Here is a 19,993-nt window from a genome sequence, read left to right as displayed (position 1 = left end):
CCGCGCACAGCGCAGCGCGCGCCCGGGCCTGCCGACAGCCCGGGCGCCGAGCCGCTACTCCGCGTCCAGCCCCGCGAGGACCAGTCCCAGCCGGGCCGTCCCGCCGTCGACGACCTCGACCGGGACGCCCCAGTCCTGCTGGTGCACATGGCAGGCGGGGTACTCGATGTCCGGGGCGTCGTCGCAGGACGCGGCCATCGCCGAGACGTGCAGCACGCCCTCGGTGACACCGTCCGCGAGCACCAGGTCGCGGGCGAGATCCGTCCCCGCCCCCTCGCCCTCGGCGAGCAGCTCGGGCGGGGTCGCGCTGACCAGCAGCCGGGTCGAGGGGCCGTAGCGGGTGTCCAGCTTCTGGCCCGCCGGGGCCTGGAAGACCACCTCCAGCCGCAGCGCGCCCGGGGCGACCTCGGTGGCCGTGCGCTGGGTGCGGTGCGCCACCGACTCGACGCGCACCGCCTCCTCGGGCAGCCGCAGCCGGGTCAGCCGGTGCCGCGCCGATTCCACCACCACGATGTCGTCCTCGGCCAGCACCGCGGCGGACGGCTCCCGCAGATCCGTCGCCAGCGTCGTGACCTCGCCGCCGACGGGGTCGTAGCGGCGCAGGGCATGGTTGTAGGTGTCGGCGACGGCGACCGAGCCGTCGGGCAGCGCGGTCACGCCCAGCGGGTGCTGGAGCAGCGCCTGGTCCGCGGGCCCGTCGCGGTGCCCGAAGTCGAAGAGGCCGGTGCCGACCGCCGTGCGGACCACATAGCCGTCGCCGTCCTCGGCGCGCTCGACCCAGCGCACGGCACTGGTCTCCGAGTCCGCCACCCACAGCCGGTCGCCGGCCGCCGCGAGCCCGGACGGCTGCGCGAACCACGCCTCGGCGGCCGGCCCGTCCACCAGGCCCTCGTTGGTCGTGCCCGCCGCGACCTCGACCGTGCCGGCGGCCGGGTCGTACGTCCACAGCTGGTGCACACCGGCCATCGCGATCCACAGCCGGTCCTGCCACCAGGCGAGGTCCCACGGCGAGGAGAGCGCCACCTCGCGGGCCGGTCCCGAGGTCGGCGAGCCCTGCCACCACTGCTTTCCGGTGCCGGCCACCGTCTCCAGGGCGCCCGTCGCGGGGTCGAAAATCCGGAGGGCGTGGTTGACGGTGTCCGCCACCGCGACCGTGCCGTCGGGCAGCAGCGCCAGGCCCTGCGGTTCGTTGAAGGAGTCCGGAGTCAGACCGCGCTCGCCGCTGCCGATCCGGCGCAGCACCTGCTCGCCGTCCGCGGCCAGCTCCACGAGCTGGTGCCGGGTGGTGTCCGAGACCAGGAAGGTGCCGCCCGGCAGCCGTACGGCCTTGCCGGGGAAGCGCAGATCGGTGGCGACCGGCTCCGGCGGCACGTACGGACCGTCGCCGCGCCGCAGGGTGCCCTTCGCGCCGTGCTCGGCCTCCAGTTCCTCGACGAGCTTCGCGAGGGCGTGCGCATGGCCCTCGCCGGCGTGCTGGGCGACGACGTACCCCTCGGGGTCGATGACCACCAGCGTCGGCCAGGCCCGGACCGCGTACTGCTTCCACGTGGCGAGCTCGGGGTCGTCCAGGACGGGGTGCTCGACGCCGTAGCGCTCGACGGCGTCCACCACCGCCTGGTGCTCGGCCTCGTGCACGAACTTCGGGGAGTGCACGCCGATGATCACGACGGTGTCGCGGTGCCGCTCCTCCAGCTCCCGCAGCTCGTCCAGGACATGCAGACAGTTCACACAGCAGAACGTCCAGAAATCCAGGACGACAATGCGTCCTCGCAGGTCGGAGAGGGTGAGATCCTTGTCGCCGGTGTTCAGCCAGCCGCCCTTGCCGATCAGCTCGGGGGCCCGGACACGTGCACGTGAAGCCATGTGCACATTCAACGTCACTCCGGTGCGCGCGCATTCCGCAGGGGCACCGGGGAACACGTCACCCATGCAGCCAACCCTGGCGGGGGCTCCCCCGCGCTCCCGCAAGTACCTCGTACGCGACCGGATCTTCGGTATCGGCGACGACTACTGGATCGAGGACGAGCACGGCCACCACGCGTTCCTCGTCGACGGGAAGGCACTGCGGCTCCGGGAGACCTTCGAGCTGAAGGACCCCGAACGCCGGGTGCTGATCACCATCCGCAAGAAGATGCTGGCCCTGCGCGACACGATGACGATCGAGCGGGACGACCGGCCGCTGGCCACGATCAAGCGCAAGCGGCTCTCGCTGCTGCGCAACCACTACCGCGTCGAGCTGGTGGACGGCACCGAACTGGACGTCAGCGGAAAGATCCTGGACCGCGAGTTCGCGGTCGAGTACGAGGGCGAACTGCTCGCGGAGATCTCCCGCCGCTGGCTGACCGTCCGCGACACCTATGCGGTCAATGTCGTACGCGAGGACGCGGATCCGCCGCTGCTCATCGCCATCGCGGTGGGTGTGATCCGGCTGGCGGAGCGGGAGCGCGGCGAGGACTGAGGGGCGGGCGCCGGAAGAGCCGCGGCCCGCTGCGGCAGGGGCACATCCGCCTACGATGGTGCCCCGAAAGCACTGCCGGGGTGCCCGTGCGCAGCGTAACTTAACTGCACAGACAGCAGCCCGCGTACGAACCGTCCGAGGGGTCCCGTGACCGTCCATCCCAGCCTTCAGTCCTCCATCGATGCCTGGACGCACTCCATAGAAGCGATAACCGAGCTGGTCACTCCGCTCGTCGAGGGCGAGTGGAACAAGGCGACATGCCTCCCAGGATGGTCCGTTCGCGATGTGGTCTCCCATGTCATCGGCCTGGAATGCGAAATGCTGGGCGACCCACGGCCGATCCACACGCTGCCGCGCGACCTCTACCACGTACGCAGCGAATCGGCCCGCCGCATGGAGGTGCAGGTCGACGTCCGCCGGCACCACACCGCGCCCGAGATGCTCAGCGAGCTCGAATACACCGTCATCCGCCGCTCCCGGCAGCTGCGCAACGAGTCCCGTCAGCCGGACGCCGTGGTGCGCAGCCCGCTCGGCGAGGACCGTTCGCTGGAATTCGTGCTTCAGCAGCGGGCGTTCGACGTCTGGGCGCACGAGCAGGACCTGCGCCGCGCGCTCGACAAGCCCGGCAATCTGGACTCTCCCGGCGCGCAGATCACGCGGGATCTGCTGGTGAAGGTGCTGCCCGGCGTCGTCGCCAAGCGGGCCCAGGCCCCCGCTGATTCGGCGGTCGTCTTCGACGTCAGCGGACCGCTGGAGTTCCTGCGCACGGTCCGCATCGACGCCGAGGGCAACGCCACGATCGACGGCAGCGTCTCCCTCGGCCCGACCGTGACGCTCGCGCTGGACTGGGACACCTTCCACCAGCTGGCCTGCGGCCGGGTCCGCCCCGCGGCGGTCGCCGACCAGATCAAGATCGACGGCGACCGTGAGCTCGCCGACGCCATCCTCACCAACTTCGCGGTCACGCCGTAGCGGAGAGACCGGGAGACGGGGCGGGGGCGTCCCGGCGGGACGTTTCACGTGAAACAGCGGCCCCCGCCACCGCCGCACGCCGGTCCTCGGTGCCTCCTCAGGCCGGCCCCCGCAGCCTCACGCCGGGACGTGCACGGCCTCCACCCGGCTGACGACCAGCCGTTCGCTCTCCCGTCGCGCCGCGCTGCGGCGCAGTCGCAGGATCTGCGACACCCCGACCGCCTCCAGGACGAAGATCGAGGCGAGCGCGATCCGGTAGTTGTGGCCGGTGGCGTCCAGCAGCACGCCGACCGCCAGCAGGGTCGTCATCGACGCGGTGAAGCCGCCCATGTTGACGATGCCGGAGGCGGTGCCCTGGCGCTCGGGCGGGTTGGCGGGCCGGGCGAAGTCGAAGCCGATCATCGAGGCCGGACCGCAGGCACCGAGCACGGCGCACAGCGCGACGAGCAGCCCCATGGGCGCGTGCACGGACGGCCAGGACAGCACGATCGCCCACATCAGCGCGGTGGCGCCGACGGTGCCGAGGGCCAGCGGCGTACGGGCGGCGTGGTGGCGGGCGATGACCTGGCCGTAGACCAGCCCCACCGCCATGTTGGAGAGCACCACGAGCGTGAGCAGTTCGCCCGCGGTGCCGCGGGACAGTCCCTGCGCCTCGACGAGGAACGGCAGGCCCCACAGCAGCAGGAACACCATCGCCGGGAACTGGGTGGTGAAGTGCACCCACATGCCCAGCCGGGTTCCGGGCTCCCGCCAGGCGTCCGCGATTTGCCGCCGTACGAAGCCGGCGCCGCTGTGCGCGGCGGGCGCGGGCGGCGGCTCGAACCCCTCGGGGTGGTCCTTGAGGAAGAGCAGCAGCACGACCAGCACGACGATGCCGCCGACGGCACTGGTGGCGAAGGTCGGGGTCCAGCCGAAGGTGTGCAGGAAGCGGGCGAGGACGAGCGTGGAGATCAGGTTGCCCGCCATGCCGACCAGGGCCGCGATCTGTGCGATCAGCGGGCCGCGGCGGGCCGGGAACCAGCGGGAGCCCAGCCGCAGCACGCTGATGAAGGTCATCGCGTCACCGCAGCCGAGCAGCGCACGGGAGCCGAGCGCCATCGGGTAGGACGCGGCGAGCGCGAAGCCGAACTGGCCTGCGGTGTAGAGCACCACGCCGATGGTCAGCACCTTCTTGGCGCCGAGCCGGTCGACCAAGAGGCCGACGGGTATCTGCATCCCCGCGTACACGAGCAGCTGAAGGATGGAGAACGTGGACAGTGCCGAGGCATTGATGTGGAAGCGCTCGGCGGCGTCCAGTCCGGCCACGCCGAGGCTCGTACGGTAGGTGATCGCGACGAAGTAGACCGCGACGCCGATGCCCCAGACCGCCATGGCCGTGCGGCCGCCGGGCGGGTCCGCGGGCAGCAGCCGGGCGGGGGAGCCGCTCGCGCCGGAGCCGCCGGAGCCCTCCGATCCGCCGGTGCCGGCGCTCATCGCACCTCTCCCTGCGCGAGGTTCCGGACCCAGCTGACGTGCCGGTGCACGGCGTCGGTCGCGGCGTCCGCGTCACCGGCCCGCAGGGCTTCGAGGATCTCGGCGTGCTCGGTGATGTTCTTGGCGATCCGGTCCGGGTGGGCGTGCATCACCGCGACACCCATCCGCAGCTGGCGGTCGCGCAACTGCTCGTAGAGGCGGTCCAGGATCTGGTTGCCGGCGCTGCGCACGATCGCGGCATGGAAGGCGCGGTCGGCGACGGAGACGGCGGCCAGGTCACCGGAGTCGGCCTGCGCCCGCATGGTCTCCAGCAGCTCGGTCAGCTCGCCGATCAGCGCCTCGTTCGCGGGCGCCGCCTTGGCCGCGGCGTGCTTCTCCACCAGCAGCCGGGTCTCGACGACATCGGCGATCTCCTGCGCGGAGACCGGCAGCACCAGCGCGCCCTTCTTCGGGTAGAGCTTGATCAGTCCCTCCACCTCCAGCCGCAGCAGCGCCTCGCGCACCGGCGTCCGGGACACCCCCACGGCGTCGGCCAGCTCGCCCTCCGTGAGGAGCATTCCGCCCTCGTAACGGCGGTCCAGGACGGCGTCCTTGATGTGCGTGTAGACGCGTTCGGCAGCGGGCGGCTGCTTGGCGGAGGGCTCTCGGGCAGGGGCGGTGGGCGGCGACGCGGAAGGCATGCGCACAGGATAGATACAACAGGTATGCGTCCGGCACCGCATTCCGCGATGCGGGACGACCGAGGGAGTATTTGTCCTGGTAGCGGGCCTCTTGTACCGCCCGGCGCCCCACCTCAGCCCTGCATGAGGCCCTGGGCGATCAGCCGGCTCACGACCTGGCGATGGGCGGGAGCACAGCGCTCGTGCGCCTCCCGTCGGCCGAACCAGGCGTACTCGGCGATCTCCCGGCCCGGGGCCGGGGCGATGTCCTGCGGCCCGCCGGTGAAGCAGGTCATGTGCAGTCGCCGTCCGCCCTTGCCGTGCGCGACGTCATGGATGACGAATGCCTCCCGCAGCTCCTCGGCGGGCACCGCCAGGCCGAGTTCCTCGGCCAGCTCGCGGGAGAGCGCCTCGCGCGCCGTCTCGCCGGGCTCGTACTTGCCGCCCGGAAGGTAGAACGTGTCGTTCCCGCGGGTCCGTACGCTCAGCAGCCGCCCCTCGCGCAGATGCAGCCAGCTCACCGACTTCAGCGGCGCGGCGCGCTCCAGGGCGATCAGCGGATGGCCGGTCTCCTCGTCCGTCCGCCGCCCCCGCTCACTGAAGCCGAGTCGCTCATAGAAGCGGCGGGCCCGGGCGTTCGCCTCGAAGACCTCCAGGGTCAGCGCGCCGTGCAGCGCCGCCGCATGCTCGACCAACTGCCGCCCGACGCCGGCACCTTGGGCCTCCGGCGCGACGAACAGCCCGCCGACCTCGGCACCGGGCCCTTCGCCCGCGCTCTGCGCCTGCCCGGCCGGCAGGACCCCGAGCAGACCGATGACGGTGCCGCCGCGCTCCGCGACCCAGTTCTCGGCCCGGACGAGATACACCTCGCGGAGGATACGGGCGCGCTCCCCCTCTCCCTCGCCCACGAGGAACGGATGGGCCTGCCGCGCGGCCCGGGACCACAGGTCGCCGACAATGTCCTGGTCGGCGGCCCGGTAACGCCGGATGATCATGTCGTTGCTCATTGCGCCGACCGTAAACAGCGCGGTCCTCGGCGGCAAACCCTTTACGGGCGCGGGGCGATCGCCCTCGCGAGGGGGGACCACAGGCGGACGTAGGGTCCACCTAAAGGTTGACGGGAGTCCCTACCTGGCGCGTACGGATCGGCCCGAATCCCATGGGTGAATGGAGGCAGGGAGCCGGGGAGGCTCCGAACCCAAGGGGAGTTGACCATGCAGTCCAGGACGAACGCCGGCCGCCGTACGCGGAACACCGTCGTACTGGCTTTGATCGTCGCCGGCCTGTGGGCAGGCGTCGCGCTGACCCGCGGCGCGGCACACGCCGACGAGTCCGGCCCCACCGGCCCGGTGGCGCACTTCAGCCGCGCGGTGGAGCTCATCCGCGGCTGACCGGCCCGGTACGGCAGGCCCGCCCTGCAGGGCCGCCGCCAGGCCCCGAGCGCCGTTTCACGTGAAACGACGCCACTCCGAACGCGACCCGGCCCCGGGGCGTGGTTTCACGTGAAACCGCACCCCGGGGCCGAATGGTCCCGTATGCCGGCTCAGCCCCAGGTGATGAGCCGCTTCGGGCGCTCCAGGATCGCCGCCACATCCGCGAGCAGCTTGGAGCCCAGTTCGCCGTCGATCAGACGGTGGTCGAAGGACAGCGCCAGGGTGGTGACCTGACGGGCCTTCACCGCGCCCTTGTGCACCCACGGCTGGAGCTTGACCGCGCCGAAGGCGAGGATCGCCGACTCCCCCGGGTTGAGGATCGGCGTACCGGTGTCGACACCGAAGACACCGACATTGGTGATGGTGACCGTGCCGCCGGCCATCGCCGCCGGGGACGTCTTGCCCTCACGGGCCGTGGCGACCAGGTCGCCCAGCTCGGCGGCGAGTTGCGGAAGCGTCTTGACCCCGGCGTCCTTGATGTTCGGGACGATCAGCCCGCGCGGGGTGGCCGCCGCGATGCCGAGATTGACGTAGTCCTTGTGGACGATCTCCTGATTCGCCTCGTCCCAGGCCGCGTTGGCCTCGGGGTGACGCTTGAGGGCGACCAGGAACGCCTTGGCGACGAGCAGCAGCGGGTTGACCCGCAGCCCCGCCATGTCCGGGTCCTGCTTCAGCTCCTGGACGAGCTTCATCGTCCGGGTCACGTCGACGGTGATGAACTCCGTGACGTGCGGAGCCGTGAAGGCGCTGGCGACCATCGCCTGGGCGGTGGCCTTGCGTACGCCCTTCACCGGCACCCGCCTCTCGCGTGCGGTGGTGTCGACGGTGCCGGACTCGGCCGCGGCGACCGCGACGGGCCCGGGCACCTCGGCCGGTGCTGCCGACGTGGCGGCGGCGTGCACGTCCTCGCGGGTGATGATCCCGTCCGGACCGGTCGGGAGGATCGTCGCCAGGTCGATGCCGAGGTCCTTGGCGAGCTTGCGCACCGGCGGCTTGGCCAGCGGCCGGCCCACGGCGGGTACGGCACTCCCGGCCGGAGCAGCCGGCGCGGGCTGCACCGCAGGGGCGACGGGCGCGGCGGGCGCCGCCGGAGCGGTCCGCCCGTTCAGCTCGGCCTGGAGCGCGGCCTTCGCCGGCTCCGGCTGCGCCGGTACGCCCGGCTGCGGCTTGCGGGCCCGGCGCTTGGTCGAGGACGGCGCGGCGCCGTAGCCGACCAGCACCGCCTGCCGGCCCTGCGGCTCGGCCTCCTCCTCGGCGGCGGCCTCCTGCGGGGCCTCCGCGGCGGCCGGGGCCTCGGCGGGACCGGCACCGGGGTCGGTGTCGACGGCGATGATGGCGGTGCCGACATCGACGGTGACGCCCTCGCCGAAGCGCAGCTCGTGCACCACCCCGGTGTAGGGGATGGGCAGCTCGACGGCGGCCTTGGCGGTCTCGACCTCACAGACGACCTGGCCGTCGGTGACGGTGTCGCCCGGCTGGACGTACCACTTGAGGATCTCGGCCTCGGTCAGCCCCTCGCCCACGTCGGGCATCTTGAACTCGCGGAAGCGCTGAGCGTTGGCGGTACTTGCAGTCATGGTCACGAACTCTCCTCAAACCCTCAGTACGCCAACGCACGGTCAACGGCGTCGAGCACCCGGTCCAGCCCCGGCAGATATTCGTCCTCCAGGCGGGAGGGCGGGTACGGGGAGTGGAAGCCGCCGACCCGCAGGACCGGCGCCTCCAGCTGGTAGAAACACCGCTCGGTGATACGGGCGGCGATCTCCGCACCGGCGCCGAAGAAGACCGGTGCCTCGTGGACGACGACCAGCCGGCCGGTCTTCTGCACCGACGACTGCACGGTGTCGAAGTCGATCGGGGAGAGCGACCGCAGATCGACGACCTCGACCGACTTGCCCTCCTCGGCCGCGACCTTGGCGACGTCCAGGCACACCTTCACCATCGGGCCGTAGGCGGCCAGCGTGAGGTCGGAGCCGTTCTGGACGACCCGGGCCTTGTGCAGCGGGTCGGGGATCGACTCGGTGTCCAGCCGGGACTTGTCGTGGTAGCGGCGCTTGGGCTCGAAGTAGATGACCGGGTCGTCGCCCGCGATGGCCTGCTGGAGCATCCAGTAGGCGTCGGAGGAGTTCGAGGGAGTGACGATCTTGAGGCCCGCGACGTGCGCGAAGAGCGCCTCGGGCGACTCGGAGTGGTGCTCGACCGCGCCGATGCCGCCCGCGTACGGGATGCGGATGACGACCGGCACCTTGACCTTGCCCAGCGCACGGGCGTGCATCTTGGCGAGCTGGGTGACGATCTGGTCGTAGGCGGGGAAGACGAAGCCGTCGAACTGGATCTCGACGACCGGGCGGTAGCCGCGCAGCGCCAGGCCGATCGCGGTGCCGACGATGCCGGACTCGGCGAGCGGGGTGTCGATCACCCGGTCCTCGCCGAAGTCCTTCTGCAGACCGTCGGTGACGCGGAAGACGCCGCCGAGCTTGCCGACGTCCTCGCCCATGACGAGGACCTTGGGGTCGGCCTCCATGGAGGCACGGAGCGACGCGTTGATCGCCTTGGCGATGGTGATCTTCTCGTGGACGGCCATGGTCAGTTCCCCTCCGCGATGGCATCGGCATCGGCGAACGACGCCTGGTACGCGGCGAACTGCGCGCGCTCCTCATCGACGAGCGCGTGCCCGTCGGCATAGACATTCTCGAAGATCGCCATGTGGTCCGGGTCGGGCATGGCGCGGACGGCCTCGCGGACCCGCTTGCCCAGGGCCACGCTCTCCTCCTCGATCGACGCGAGGAACTCCTCGTCGACCAGGCCCTCGCTCTGCAGGTACACCCGCAGCCGCTGGATCGGGTCCTTGGCCTCCCAGGCCGCCCGCTCCTCGTCGGCCCGGTAGCGCGTCGGGTCGTCGGAGGTGGTGTGCGCGCCCATCCGGTAGGTGAACGCCTCGATGAGCATCGGTCCCTGGCCGGTCCGGGCCCGCTCCAGCGCCGCCTTGGTCACTGCCAGACAGGCCAGTACGTCATTGCCGTCGACCCGTACGCCGGGGAATCCGAAGCCACGGGCGCGCTGGTAGAGCGGCACCCGGGTCTGCTTCTCGGTGGGCTCGGAAATCGCCCACTGGTTGTTCTGGCAGAAGAACACGACCGGGGCGTTGTAGACCGCGGAGAAGGTGAAGGATTCCGCGACGTCTCCCTGGCTGGAAGCGCCGTCACCGAAATACGCGATGACCGCGGAATCCGCGCCGTCCTTCTGCACACCCATCGCATAGCCGGTCGCGTGCAGCGTCTGCGAACCGATCACGATCGTGTACAGGTGGAAGTTGTTGCTGTTGGGGTCCCAGCCGCCGTGATTGACACCGCGGAACATGCCCAGCAGATTCGTCGGGTCGACACCGCGGCACCACGCCACACCGTGCTCGCGGTAGGTCGGGAAGACGTAGTCGTCGTCGCGCAGCGCGCGGCCGGAGCCGATCTGGGCCGCCTCCTGGCCCAGCAGCGAGGCCCACAGGCCCAGTTCGCCCTGGCGCTGGAGGGTGGTCGCCTCGGCGTCGAACTGCCGCGTCAGCACCATGTCGCGGTAGAGGCCGCGCAGCTCTTCGGGAGAAAGGTCGATCGAGTAATCCGGGTGCTCGACCCGCTTCCCTTCCGGGGTCAGCAGTTGTACGAGCTGATCCTGCTCCGCCTGCTCGGCCCGGCCGGCGGTGCCGGTCTTGGCCGGGGACGCCTTCTTCGCCGGCGTCGCCTTTTTGGCGGTGGTGCGCTTGCTGCTGCCGCGGGCGTTTTTCCGCTGCGCAGTGCCTTCCACGGTCACGTGCTGCTCCTCCGTCTGTCCGGCCCCCGGGGTCCGCCGGTGGCCGTATTGCGGCTCACCCGGTATCCGATACGGCGCACGGGGTGTGTGCGAACGCGGCCGGATCCGGGTGGAACAAAGCTCCCGGAAGGTGGCCTGCTCATTGCACGTTACCCATTGTCAAAGCCGAAGTGGAAACGGCGCTGACCTGCGATTTTGCTTGGATTTCCAAGTAAATCGCGGAGGCTTGGAACAACTCCTGGTCACAGCGTTGCAGGCCGCCGGGACAACGGCACGTTATATCGATGACCTGGAGCACGGGAAGACTTGATGTGTGAGACTGGGGTGGTGCGCGAAGACGGAAAAATCACGGTATTCCTGCTCGATGACCATGAAGTCGTCCGCCGCGGCGTCCACGAAATGCTCGCGGTCGAGGAGGACATCGAGGTGGTCGGCGAGGCCGGCACCGCCGCAGATGCCCTGGTCAGGATCCCGGCGACGCGTCCCGACGTGGCAGTGCTCGACGTCCGGCTGCCCGACGGCAGCGGTGTCGAGGTCTGCCGTGAGATCCGTTCGCAGAACGAGGACATCAAATGCCTGATGCTCACCTCTTTCGCGGATGACGAGGCCCTCTTCGACGCGATCATGGCCGGCGCGTCGGGCTACGTCCTCAAGGCCATTCGGGGCAACGAGCTGCTCTCCGCGGTCCGCGACGTGGCCGCCGGGAAGTCGCTGCTCGACCCCGTCGCCACCGCGCGCGTCCTGGAACGGCTGCGCGACGGCAACGTCTCCAAGAAGGACGACCGGCTGGCGAGCCTCACCGACCAGGAGCGCAAGATCCTCGATCTGATCGGCGAGGGCCTGACCAATCGCGCGATCGGCGAGCGGCTGCACCTCGCGGAGAAAACGATCAAGAACTATGTCTCCAGCCTGCTGTCCAAGCTCGGCATGGAACGCCGCTCCCAGGCCGCCGCGTACGTCGCGCGACTGCAGGCCGAGAAGCACTGACCCCGCGGGCACCCCGGCCGGCTCGCAGACCGGACCGAGGTGATTCAGGACCATCGTCCCCTTTTCCCCGGGCTGCTGGGCCCTACTGGCCCGCCGGGCCGACCGGCAAGGTGGTGCCATGCCCACCGACACCTTCCGTGCCATCGAGCTGCTCGGCCGCATCCCCTACGGGCGGGTCTCGGCCAGTCGGCGGGCGCTGCCCTTCACCACCGTCACCCGGCATCTCGTCCTCGACGACGGACGGCTGATGCTGCGGCTGCACCGCGGCTACGACTACCACCGGGCCCTGGACGGCAGTGTGGTCGCGTACGAGGCCGACAACGTCAACAGCGGCGCGGCCGACACCTGGTCCGTGCAGTTCACCGGCACCGCGCGGGTCGCCGCCCCGGCCGCCGCCGAGCGGGAGCGGTTCGGCGCCACACCCCGGCTGGCCGACGGGGAGCCCTTCGATCCGGTCTTCCTGCGCATCGAGCCGGAGTTCGTGACGCTGCACTGGCTCACCGAGGTACCGGCCCACCACCTTGCGCACTCTGCGTAAGGCTTTCCCCATCACCCACTCCGACGGGTGCAGTTGATCTAACATCTGGCGCGTGCTGCGCTCATCTGTAGTCCGGACGGCTGCGACGCCCGACAGAGACACCCTGGGATCCCTGCTCCGCCACTACACCGGCGCCGGCGCGCCGCTGTCCTGCGAGCCGGTCGCCGAGGGCCTGCTCAACCACGGCTACTTCCTCGCCACCACCCGCGGCCGCTACTTCCTCAAGCACCACCTCGACGGCGACCACGCCGCCCTCACCCGCCAGCACCGTGCCACCCGGCGGCTCGCCGCCCTCGGACTGCCGGTCGCCCCGCCCGTCGCCGACGCCGACGGCCGCACCGTCACCGTCCTCGACGGCCGCTGCTACGCCCTGCACCCCTGGGTCGAGGGCCGCCATCTCGGCGGTGCCGCGCTCTCCGGCGGCCAGTCCCGTCGGCTCGGCGCCCTGCTCGGGCTCGTCCACACCGCGCTGGAGCAGGTCATGGCGGACGAACCGCACCCCGCCCGGCCGCCCTGCACGGACACCGGCGCCGACCCCGAGCGCACCTTCGAGACGATCGACGAGCTGCTCGCCCTGGCCCGCGGCGCCCGGCCGCGCACCAGCTTCGACGAACTCGCCGAGCACCGTCTGCTGGAGCGCCGGGCCCTCCTGGAGCGGCAGGCGCACCGCCGGCCGGCTCCCGGCGCGGAACCCGCCACCGGCTGGGTGCACGGCGACTTCCACCCGCTCAACGTGCTCTACCGCGGCACGGAGCCGACCGCGATCGTCGACTGGGACCGGCTGGGCGTCCAACCGCGCGCGGAGGAGGCGGTCCGCGCCGCCGCGATCTTCTTCGTACGCCCCTGCGGCACGCTGGACCTGGCCAAGGTGGCGGCGTACGCGGGCGCCTACCGCAGCGCCTGCGGGGCCGGCGCCGACGAACTGGCCGCGGCCGTCCACCGGGTCTGGTGGGAGCGGCTCAACGACTTCTGGATGCTCACCTGGCGCTACCAGCTCGGCGACCGCCGCACCGATCCGCAATTCCCGGCGGCGGCCGCCCTGGCCGTGTGGTGGACCCGCGAGTACCACGCCGTGCAGGACGCGTTCACCCGCTGAGGCGGGCGGCGGGGCCGCCGCGTCAGCCGGTGGTGCCGAGCGTGGCGCCGCTGTCGGTGCCGGTGCCGGCGGTGGCGCCGCCGTCCGTCCCCGTGGTGGTGCCACCGTTGTCGGTGCCGCCGTTGTCGGTGCCCCCGTCGGTCGTCCCACCGTCCGTGGTCCCGCCGTCGGTGGTCCCGCCGGTGGTGTCGGTGGGCGGCTCCGTCGTCGGCGTCGAGGTCGTCGGCGGCTGCGAGGTGGGCGGCTCGGACGTCGGGGGCGTGCTCGGCTGCGACGTCGGCGGCTGGCTGTACGTACCGCCGTCGCCACCGGTGCCGCCGGGCTCGGTCTGGGGGGTGCTCGGTTCATCCGACGGCGGCTCGCTGGTCTTGTCGTCCTGCGACGGCGACGGCGACTGGGTGGCGGGCGTCTCCTGCTTCTTGTTCCCCCCGCCGGTGTTCTGCAGGGCGAAGGCCACGCCCAGCGCGATGGCGATCACCGCGAGCGCCGCGATCAGCAGGAACTTGCCGCGGCCGCCCTTGGCCGGCCGGGGCCCGCCGTCGAAACCGCCGTCGTCGTCCCGCATGCCGCCCAGGATCGGCTAGGCCGTGGTCTGGCCCGCGTCGGAGTGCGGCAGCGCGGTGGTGGCCGCCGTGCCCATGGCCGGGCCGAGACCGCCCTCGTGCATGGCCACCGGGCCGGTGCTCCATGTCCCGGTGTGGCCGCCCTGCTCCTGAAGCATCTGCAGCGAGTACTGAACCAGGCCGCGCATCTCCTCGGCGGTCTGGAACCGGTCGTCGGGGTCCTTCGCCAGCGACCGCATGACCAGGCCGTCCAGCTCCGGCGGTACGTCGGCGACCTGCGAGGCCGGCACCGGCATGTCCTGAACGTGCTGGTAGACGACCGACAGCGGGGTCTCGCCGGTGAACGGCGGGCGCAGCGTGAGCAGTTCGTACAGCAGGCAGCCGGTGGCGTAGAGGTCGGAGCGGGTGTCGACGGTCTTGCCGAGCGCCTGCTCCGGGGAGAGGTACTGGGGCGTTCCCATGACCATGCCGGTCTGCGTCATGGTCGACTGCGCACCGTGCAGGGCACGGGCGATACCGAAGTCCATGACCTTGACGGCGCCGCTGTTGGTGATGATCACGTTCGCGGGCTTGATGTCACGGTGGACGATGCCGTGCTGATGGCTGTAGGCCAGCGCCTCCAGCACACCGGAGACGATGATCAGAGCCTGGTCCGGCGGCGGGGCGTCGGCGTTGAGCAGCAGATCGCGGATGGTGTGGCCCTCGACCAGCTCCATCACGATGTACGGCACGGTGTTGCCGCCGACGAGGTCCTCGCCGGAGTCGTAGACCGCGACGACCGCGTGGTGGTTCAGCCCGGCCACGGACTGTGCCTCCCGCGTGAAGCGGGCCTTGGACACCGGGTCCTCGGCGAGGTCGGCACGCAGCAGCTTCACGGCGACGGTACGGCCCAGACGTACGTCCTCGGCCGCGAACACCTCCGCCATGCCGCCACGGCCGAGCCGTCGCGTGAGCCGGTAGCGGCCGTCGCCGACCAGCCCGCCGTTGCCCCACATCTCCGGTGCGTCGGGGATATTGGAGCCGGTGGCCTCAGGATCGGACGGGCCCTGTGGGCTCTGCGTCGGTGCCATCGGTCCTCGCCGTCGAATCGATCCGCATGAGAGCGGTAAGGTCATCGGTCTTCGCTAGAGCACGCTACAGGCTCCGCGGCACCCGCCGGTCCGTCGTGGACCGGCCATCAAACCTGCCGGGCGCCCGGTATCGCAAGCTCACCTGGGGTAATCAAAGGTGCCGAACGTCTCGTCGCCGTGACGGGATCTTGCACATCTGGTCACGGAACGGGCACACAGCTTGACGTGTCCGGGGCCTGGGGCAGACTTGGCTGCAGAATTTCAGATTTTGATCGCTACACGTGCGGGTTGCGCGCCGTGTGCCTAGGGGGAAGCGGAACGATGAGCCAGGACGGCGCTCAGGGCCAATTCGAGGGCCGTTCGGTCGGCGGAGGACGTTACCAGCTTCGTGATCTTCTCGGGGCCGGCGGCATGGCGTCCGTGCACCTCGCGCACGACACCGTCCTCGACCGCGACGTCGCGATCAAGACACTGCACACCGAGCTCGGTCGCGAGCAGGCTTTCCGCGAGCGCTTCCGCCGCGAGGCGCAGTCCGTGGCGAAACTCACGCACACCAACATCGTCTCGGTCTTCGACTCCGGTGAGGACCAGCTCGACGGCGGCATGGTGCCGTACATCGTCATGGAGTACGTCGCGGGCCAGCCGCTGCGCTCCGACCTGGACAACGACATCGCCCAGCATGGCGCGATGCCGACGGAAAAAGCCCTGAAGATCACTGCCGATGTGCTGGCGGCGCTCGAGGTCAGCCACGAGATGGGGCTGGTCCACCGCGACATCAAGCCCGGCAACGTGATGCTGAACAAGCGGGGCGTCGTCAAGGTCATGGACTTCGGCATCGCCCGCGCCATGCAGTCCGGCGTGACCTCCATGACGCAGACCGGCATGGTCGTCGGCACCCCGCAGTACCTGTCGCCGGAGCAGGCGCTGGGCCGCGGCGTGGACGCCCGCTCCGACCTCTACTCCGTCGGCATCATGCTCTTCGAGCTGCTGACCGGTCAGCTGCCGTTCGACGCGGACTCCCCGCTCGCCATCGCCTACGCGCACGTCCAGGAAGAGCCGCCGGTCCCGTCGAGCATCAACCAGTCGCTGCCGCCGGCCGTCGACGCACTGGTCGCCCGCGCGCTGAAGAAGAACCCCAACGAGCGCTTCCCGACCGCCGAGGCGATGCGGGACGAGTGCCTGCGGATCGCCGGGTCCGGGCAGTCCGGCGCGACGCCGCTGATCATCGGCGAGGGCCCGCGCGCCCGTACCAGCGGTGCCTCGGTCTCCTCCGCGGTGTTCCCCACCGCCTCCGGCGCCCCGCACACCCCGGTGCCGCCGAACGTGCAGCAGCCGTACCAGCCGACGCAGGCGGCCGGCTTCGGGCCGCAGACGCCCCCGCCGCTGAACAACGCCTACCCGACGCCGGCGCCCGGCCCCGTTCCCGGCCCGATCCCCGGTCCCGCCCCGTTCAACACCGGCGGCTTCCAGGCCCCGCCGCCGTACACCCCGCCGCCCGTGACGGCCTCGATGCCCTCGGCCGGCGGCCCCGGCGCGCGGAAGAACAACACCCCCGTGATCGTCGTCGCGGCGATCGTCGGCGTGGTCGTCGTCACCGCCATCGCGGTCGGCATCGGGCTGAGCGCCGGCTCCAGCGACGACAACGGCGGGGACGTCACCCCGACATCGGCGTACTCGCCTTCGCCCACCGACAACGTCCGGCCCGAGGACAAGACCGCGACGATCCTGACGTCGGAGTGCACCAGCCCCACCAAGAGCTACGCCGACAAGGGCAAGATCCTCATCCCGTCGTTCCGCTACAAGAACCTGGACTCGGTGAAGAAGTGCATCGAGGCCGCCGGCTGGCACTACAAGATCGTCGGCCAGGAGGACAGCGCGATCTGGGGCAAGAACACCGTCACCCAGCAGAAGCCGGACGCGATCAGCTGGTGGTACCCGAGCAAGGACGACACCATCGAGCTGACGATCTCGACCGGCCGTAGCGGCTGACGCCGGACGGCCTCGGGGCCGGAGAACATGACGGAGGGGCCGGCACGCGTACGTGCCGGCCCCTTCTGTCCTTGTCCCTCCCGGCCCGGGCGGTCCCGGGCTTTGCCCCCGGCCCCCGAGGCCCCTAGAGGTACGGGCCCGAGCGGGCACCGCCCTGGGCGGGCTTGCCCTCCTCGCCCTCCAGCCCGACACCGGGCGGCAGCGCACGGCGCATCTGCTCCAGCTGGGCGCGGGCCGCCATCTGCTGGGCGAACAGCGCGGTCTGAATGCCGTGGAAGAGGCCCTCCAGCCAGCCCACCAGCTGGGCCTGGGCGATCCGCAGCTCGGCCTCCGTCGGCACGGACTCATCGGTGAACGGCAGAGACAGCCGCTCCAGCTCCTCCACCAGCTCGGGCGCCAGCCCGTCCTCCAGCTCCTTCACCGAACTGGCATGGATCTCCTTGAGCCGGACCCGGCTCGCCTCGTCGAGAGGCGCGGCCTTTACCTCCTCCAGCAGCTGCTTGATCATGCTGCCGATGCGCATGACCTTGGCGGGCTGTTCGACCATGTCCGTCACCGGGATCTCGCGGGGCTCCTCGCCGTCGCTCCCGCCACCGGTGCCGCCGAGTGCCATGCCGTCCGGGCCGACAACCAGGACGTGCGGATTCTCCTGCGACCGTTCGTTCATCGGCATATCCATGCCGCCATTCTCTCGTACCAGCGCTTCTCCACGGTGGTGCCCCTGGGAGAAGGTGATCCACCCTTCCGTGCCGTACCGAGATGTGGTTTCACGTGAAACACCGGATTCCCGCGGTTTCACGTGAAACAGCCGCGCTGATGCCCGTTTCACGTGAAACCGCCGGGAGCAACGCCTCGTTTCACGTGAAACAGGACGGGGGCCGTGCCGTTTCACGTGAAACGGTCGCGATCAGCGACGCCGCAGCCGCAGGCCCAGGAAGGCCAGCCCCAGGCCGGTCAGCGCCAGCCCGGCCCCCATCGGCAGCACCCTCTCGACCGGGGCCGCGGGAACTTCCAGGGCGTACGGCTTGCCACCGGAGTCACCGTCGGCGGTTTCCGTGGCAGGGGACGGCTGCTCCGGCATGGTCGGCGTCGGGAGCGGCGGCAGCGACTCGTACGGAGTCCGGGAGCCCTGGTCCGCGGCGTCGACGCGGCGGGAAGACGGCCGCCAGGTGTCGGGGGATGCGGACGCCGAGGGCTGGCGCTTCGGAGCCGAGGCGTGCCGGGGGTGCGCCCGGTCCGCGCCGTGCGGGTCCGCCGACCGCGCCGGCCCGGGGCCACCCTCACCTGGGTAGTCGGAGTACCGGCCGTAGTACGACGGGCCCGGCCAGGAGAAGTCACGGCCGAACGGGTGATGCGGGTGGTGGTGCCACCGTCCCTCCCAGCCGTGATGGCGGTGCGACGGCCGGTGCGCCATGCGCCCGGGGCCGTACGGCAGGTCGGGGAAGCGGTCCGGCAGGTCCCGGAAGCGCCCCGGGCGGCCGGCGAGGCCCCCACCCGCCGCCGGCAGCTCGCTCAGACGATCGTCGATCGCGAAGTCGTCGGGGGTGAGCATCTCGGGCGCCAGATCATCGGGCGCGTAGTCGTCGGGCGTATCGCCCGGCTGGACGAGGTTCGGCGGCCGGTCAACCGGCGTGGCCTGCCGGTCCGAGGCCACCGCGGAGGTGGCTCCCAGAGGGACGGGCAGGACGACGGCGGCGACCACCAGACCGGTGGCAATGCGCGAACGGAATCCTGGAGCGACCACAGTGCCCCTCCCGTGCCGAGCCGTCGGGTGACTCGCCAAGCGTCACATGTGATCAGATTCACGGCATCTTGAAGCCGTCGGCGGGGGTACCCGGCGACGGCTCGGGAGGGGCGGGCGGGGGCGGCCTTCACGGCTCGGTTCAGACCGTCAGTACGACCTTTCCGACGTGCTGGCTGGCTTCCAGGATGCGGTGCGCCTCGGCGGCCTCAGCCATCGGCAGCGTGCGGTCCACGATGGGCCGGACCTGACCGTTGGCGATCAACGGCCAGACGTGCTCCCGTACCGCGGCGACGATGGCTGCCTTCTCGCTCAGCGGGCGGGCGCGCAGACCGGCGCCGGTGATCGCGGCACGCTTGGCCATCAGGGCGGCAAGATTCAGCTCCGCCTTCACCCCGCCCTGCAGCCCGATGATCGCAAGCCGTCCGCTGACGGCGAGCGCCTTGACGTTCCGCTGCAGATACTTGGCGCCGATGATGTCGAGGATGACATCCGCGCCCTTGCCGTCGGTGCCCTTGCGGATCTCCTGGACGAAGTCCTGCTCGCGGTAGTCGATGAGGAGGTCCGCGCCCAACTCGGCGCAGCGGGCCAGCTTCTCGGGTCCGCCGGCGGTGACCGCGACCCGCGCGCCGACCGCCTTGGCCAGCTGGATCGCCATCGTGCCGATGCCGCTGGCGCCGCCGTGGACCAGCAGTGTCTCGCCGGGCCGCAGGTGCGCGATCATGAAGACGTTCGACCAGACCGTGCAGGTCACCTCGGGCAGCGCGGCGGCGGTGACCAGGTCCAGGCCGGGTGGCACGGGCAGCAGCTGCCCGGCCGGGACGGCCACCTTCTCCGCATAGCCGCCGCCCGACAGCAGCGCGCACACCTCGTCGCCCACGGCCCAGCCGTGCACGCCGGGACCGAGCGCGGCGATCCGGCCCGCGCACTCCAGGCCGGGGTAGGGGGAGGCGCCGGGCGGCGGGTCGTAGAAGCCCTGACGCTGCAGCAGATCGGCGCGGTTCGCGGCGCTGGCCGCGACCTCGATCAGGACCTCGCCCTCTGCGGGCTGCGGATCGGGGACTTCGGCCCAGACAAGTGCTTCGGGGCCACCGGGCTCCGGGATAGTGATCGCTCGCATGGGCGCGAGGCTACTCGCCGTCCGCGTGCGGAGCGACGGTGCGGGGGCCGACGACTACGGCCGGGTCGGCCTCCGACCAGCGCACATCAT

At 71.2% G+C, this 19,993-nt stretch carries 17 protein-coding genes and 1 pseudogene; 7 read left to right on the top strand and 11 right to left on the bottom strand.

Annotation, left to right across the window (positions count from 1 at the left end; translation table 11 throughout):
• Positions 1-54: 54 nt before the first annotated feature.
• Complete coding sequence (locus tag SL103_RS00375; RefSeq protein WP_069566797.1) at positions 55-1,863, bottom strand: NHL domain-containing thioredoxin family protein; 1,809 nt, start codon at positions 1,861-1,863, stop codon at positions 55-57.
• Positions 1,864-1,927: 64 nt separating this feature from the next.
• Between SL103_RS00375 and SL103_RS00370 the strand changes: the two genes are divergently transcribed.
• On the top strand, positions 1,928-2,458 hold the full coding sequence (locus tag SL103_RS00370) for an LURP-one-related/scramblase family protein (protein ID WP_069566796.1): 531 nt from the start codon (positions 1,928-1,930) through the stop codon (positions 2,456-2,458).
• A gap of 147 nt (positions 2,459-2,605) precedes the next feature.
• Positions 2,606-3,430 carry a maleylpyruvate isomerase family mycothiol-dependent enzyme gene (locus tag SL103_RS00365; protein WP_069566795.1) on the top strand — a complete coding sequence of 275 codons (825 nt, stop codon included), beginning with the start codon at positions 2,606-2,608 and terminating at the stop codon, positions 3,428-3,430.
• A gap of 117 nt (positions 3,431-3,547) precedes the next feature.
• Here the strand turns inward: SL103_RS00365 and SL103_RS00360 are convergent, their stop codons facing one another.
• The 3 genes from SL103_RS00360 to SL103_RS39130 all read right to left on the bottom strand — a co-directional run bounded on the left by SL103_RS00360 (position 3,548) and on the right by SL103_RS39130 (position 6,569).
• Entirely contained in the window at positions 3,548-4,801 is a 1,254-nt protein-coding gene (locus tag SL103_RS00360; RefSeq protein WP_069573214.1) for an MFS transporter, read from the bottom strand.
• A gap of 98 nt (positions 4,802-4,899) precedes the next feature.
• Positions 4,900-5,583, bottom strand: a complete 684-nt coding sequence (locus tag SL103_RS00355; RefSeq protein ID WP_099055365.1) for a GntR family transcriptional regulator — start codon at positions 5,581-5,583, stop codon at positions 4,900-4,902.
• Positions 5,584-5,696: 113 nt separating this feature from the next.
• On the bottom strand, positions 5,697-6,569 hold the full coding sequence (locus tag SL103_RS39130) for a GNAT family N-acetyltransferase (protein ID WP_069566793.1): 873 nt from the start codon (positions 6,567-6,569) through the stop codon (positions 5,697-5,699).
• 207 nt (positions 6,570-6,776) lie between these two features.
• On the opposite strand from SL103_RS39130, the gene SL103_RS37590 reads away from it, so the two are divergent.
• The gene (locus tag SL103_RS37590) at positions 6,777-6,953 is read left to right on the top strand and encodes a hypothetical protein (protein ID WP_164492736.1); all 177 of its coding nucleotides are present in this window, start codon (positions 6,777-6,779) and stop codon (positions 6,951-6,953) included.
• Positions 6,954-7,105: 152 nt separating this feature from the next.
• Here SL103_RS37590 and SL103_RS00345 read toward each other — a convergent pair whose 3' ends face one another.
• Genes SL103_RS00345 through pdhA form a run of 3 tightly spaced genes read right to left on the bottom strand, consistent with a single transcriptional unit; the run spans position 7,106 to position 10,799 of the window.
• Positions 7,106-8,572: a dihydrolipoamide acetyltransferase family protein gene (locus SL103_RS00345; RefSeq protein ID WP_069566792.1), complete on the bottom strand. Its 1,467-nt coding sequence runs from the start codon at positions 8,570-8,572 to the stop codon at positions 7,106-7,108.
• A gap of 23 nt (positions 8,573-8,595) precedes the next feature.
• Positions 8,596-9,579: an alpha-ketoacid dehydrogenase subunit beta gene (locus SL103_RS00340; RefSeq protein WP_069566791.1), complete on the bottom strand. Its 984-nt coding sequence runs from the start codon at positions 9,577-9,579 to the stop codon at positions 8,596-8,598.
• A gap of 2 nt (positions 9,580-9,581) precedes the next feature.
• A complete protein-coding gene (pdhA, locus tag SL103_RS00335; RefSeq protein ID WP_069566790.1) occupies positions 9,582-10,799 on the bottom strand; it encodes a pyruvate dehydrogenase (acetyl-transferring) E1 component subunit alpha in 1,218 nt (405 codons plus the stop codon).
• 327 nt (positions 10,800-11,126) lie between these two features.
• On the opposite strand from pdhA, the gene SL103_RS00330 reads away from it, so the two are divergent.
• The 3 genes from SL103_RS00330 (at position 11,127) to SL103_RS00320 (ending at position 13,420) form a co-directional block, all read left to right on the top strand.
• On the top strand, positions 11,127-11,786 hold the full coding sequence (locus SL103_RS00330; protein WP_069573213.1) for a response regulator: 660 nt from the start codon (positions 11,127-11,129) through the stop codon (positions 11,784-11,786).
• Between the two features lie 118 nt (positions 11,787-11,904).
• Positions 11,905-12,324, top strand: coding sequence for a pyridoxamine 5'-phosphate oxidase family protein (locus SL103_RS00325; RefSeq protein WP_069566789.1), 420 nt, complete (start codon positions 11,905-11,907; stop codon positions 12,322-12,324).
• 52 nt (positions 12,325-12,376) lie between these two features.
• Positions 12,377-13,420 (top strand): phosphotransferase, encoded by a 1,044-nt coding sequence (locus SL103_RS00320; RefSeq protein ID WP_069566788.1) that lies wholly within the window; start codon positions 12,377-12,379, stop codon positions 13,418-13,420.
• Positions 13,421-13,442: 22 nt separating this feature from the next.
• On the opposite strand, the pseudogene SL103_RS00315 reads toward SL103_RS00320, so the two are convergent.
• Positions 13,443-15,053 (bottom strand): annotated as a pseudogene (locus tag SL103_RS00315) (protein kinase domain-containing protein).
• Between the two features lie 321 nt (positions 15,054-15,374).
• Here SL103_RS00315 and SL103_RS00310 point away from each other — a divergent pair.
• Complete coding sequence (locus SL103_RS00310; protein ID WP_069566787.1) at positions 15,375-17,042, top strand: protein kinase domain-containing protein; 1,668 nt, start codon at positions 15,375-15,377, stop codon at positions 17,040-17,042.
• A 124-nt stretch (positions 17,043-17,166) separates the two neighbouring features.
• On the opposite strand, the gene SL103_RS00305 is transcribed toward SL103_RS00310, so the two are convergent.
• The 3 genes from SL103_RS00305 to SL103_RS00295 all read right to left on the bottom strand — a co-directional run bounded on the left by SL103_RS00305 (position 17,167) and on the right by SL103_RS00295 (position 19,903).
• On the bottom strand, positions 17,167-17,721 hold the full coding sequence (locus SL103_RS00305; RefSeq protein ID WP_208869778.1) for a bacterial proteasome activator family protein: 555 nt from the start codon (positions 17,719-17,721) through the stop codon (positions 17,167-17,169).
• A 228-nt stretch (positions 17,722-17,949) separates the two neighbouring features.
• Positions 17,950-18,786 carry a hypothetical protein gene (locus SL103_RS00300; RefSeq protein WP_164492724.1) on the bottom strand — a complete coding sequence of 279 codons (837 nt, stop codon included), beginning with the start codon at positions 18,784-18,786 and terminating at the stop codon, positions 17,950-17,952.
• Positions 18,787-18,925: 139 nt separating this feature from the next.
• Positions 18,926-19,903: an NAD(P)H-quinone oxidoreductase gene (locus tag SL103_RS00295; RefSeq protein ID WP_069566784.1), complete on the bottom strand. Its 978-nt coding sequence runs from the start codon at positions 19,901-19,903 to the stop codon at positions 18,926-18,928.
• Between the last annotated feature and the right edge of the window lie 90 nt (positions 19,904-19,993).

Origin of the sequence: Streptomyces lydicus, from assembly GCF_001729485.1 — a bacterium.
GTDB lineage: Bacteria > Actinomycetota > Actinomycetes > Streptomycetales > Streptomycetaceae > Streptomyces > Streptomyces lydicus_D.
This window is presented reverse-complemented; position numbering and strand designations above follow the sequence as displayed.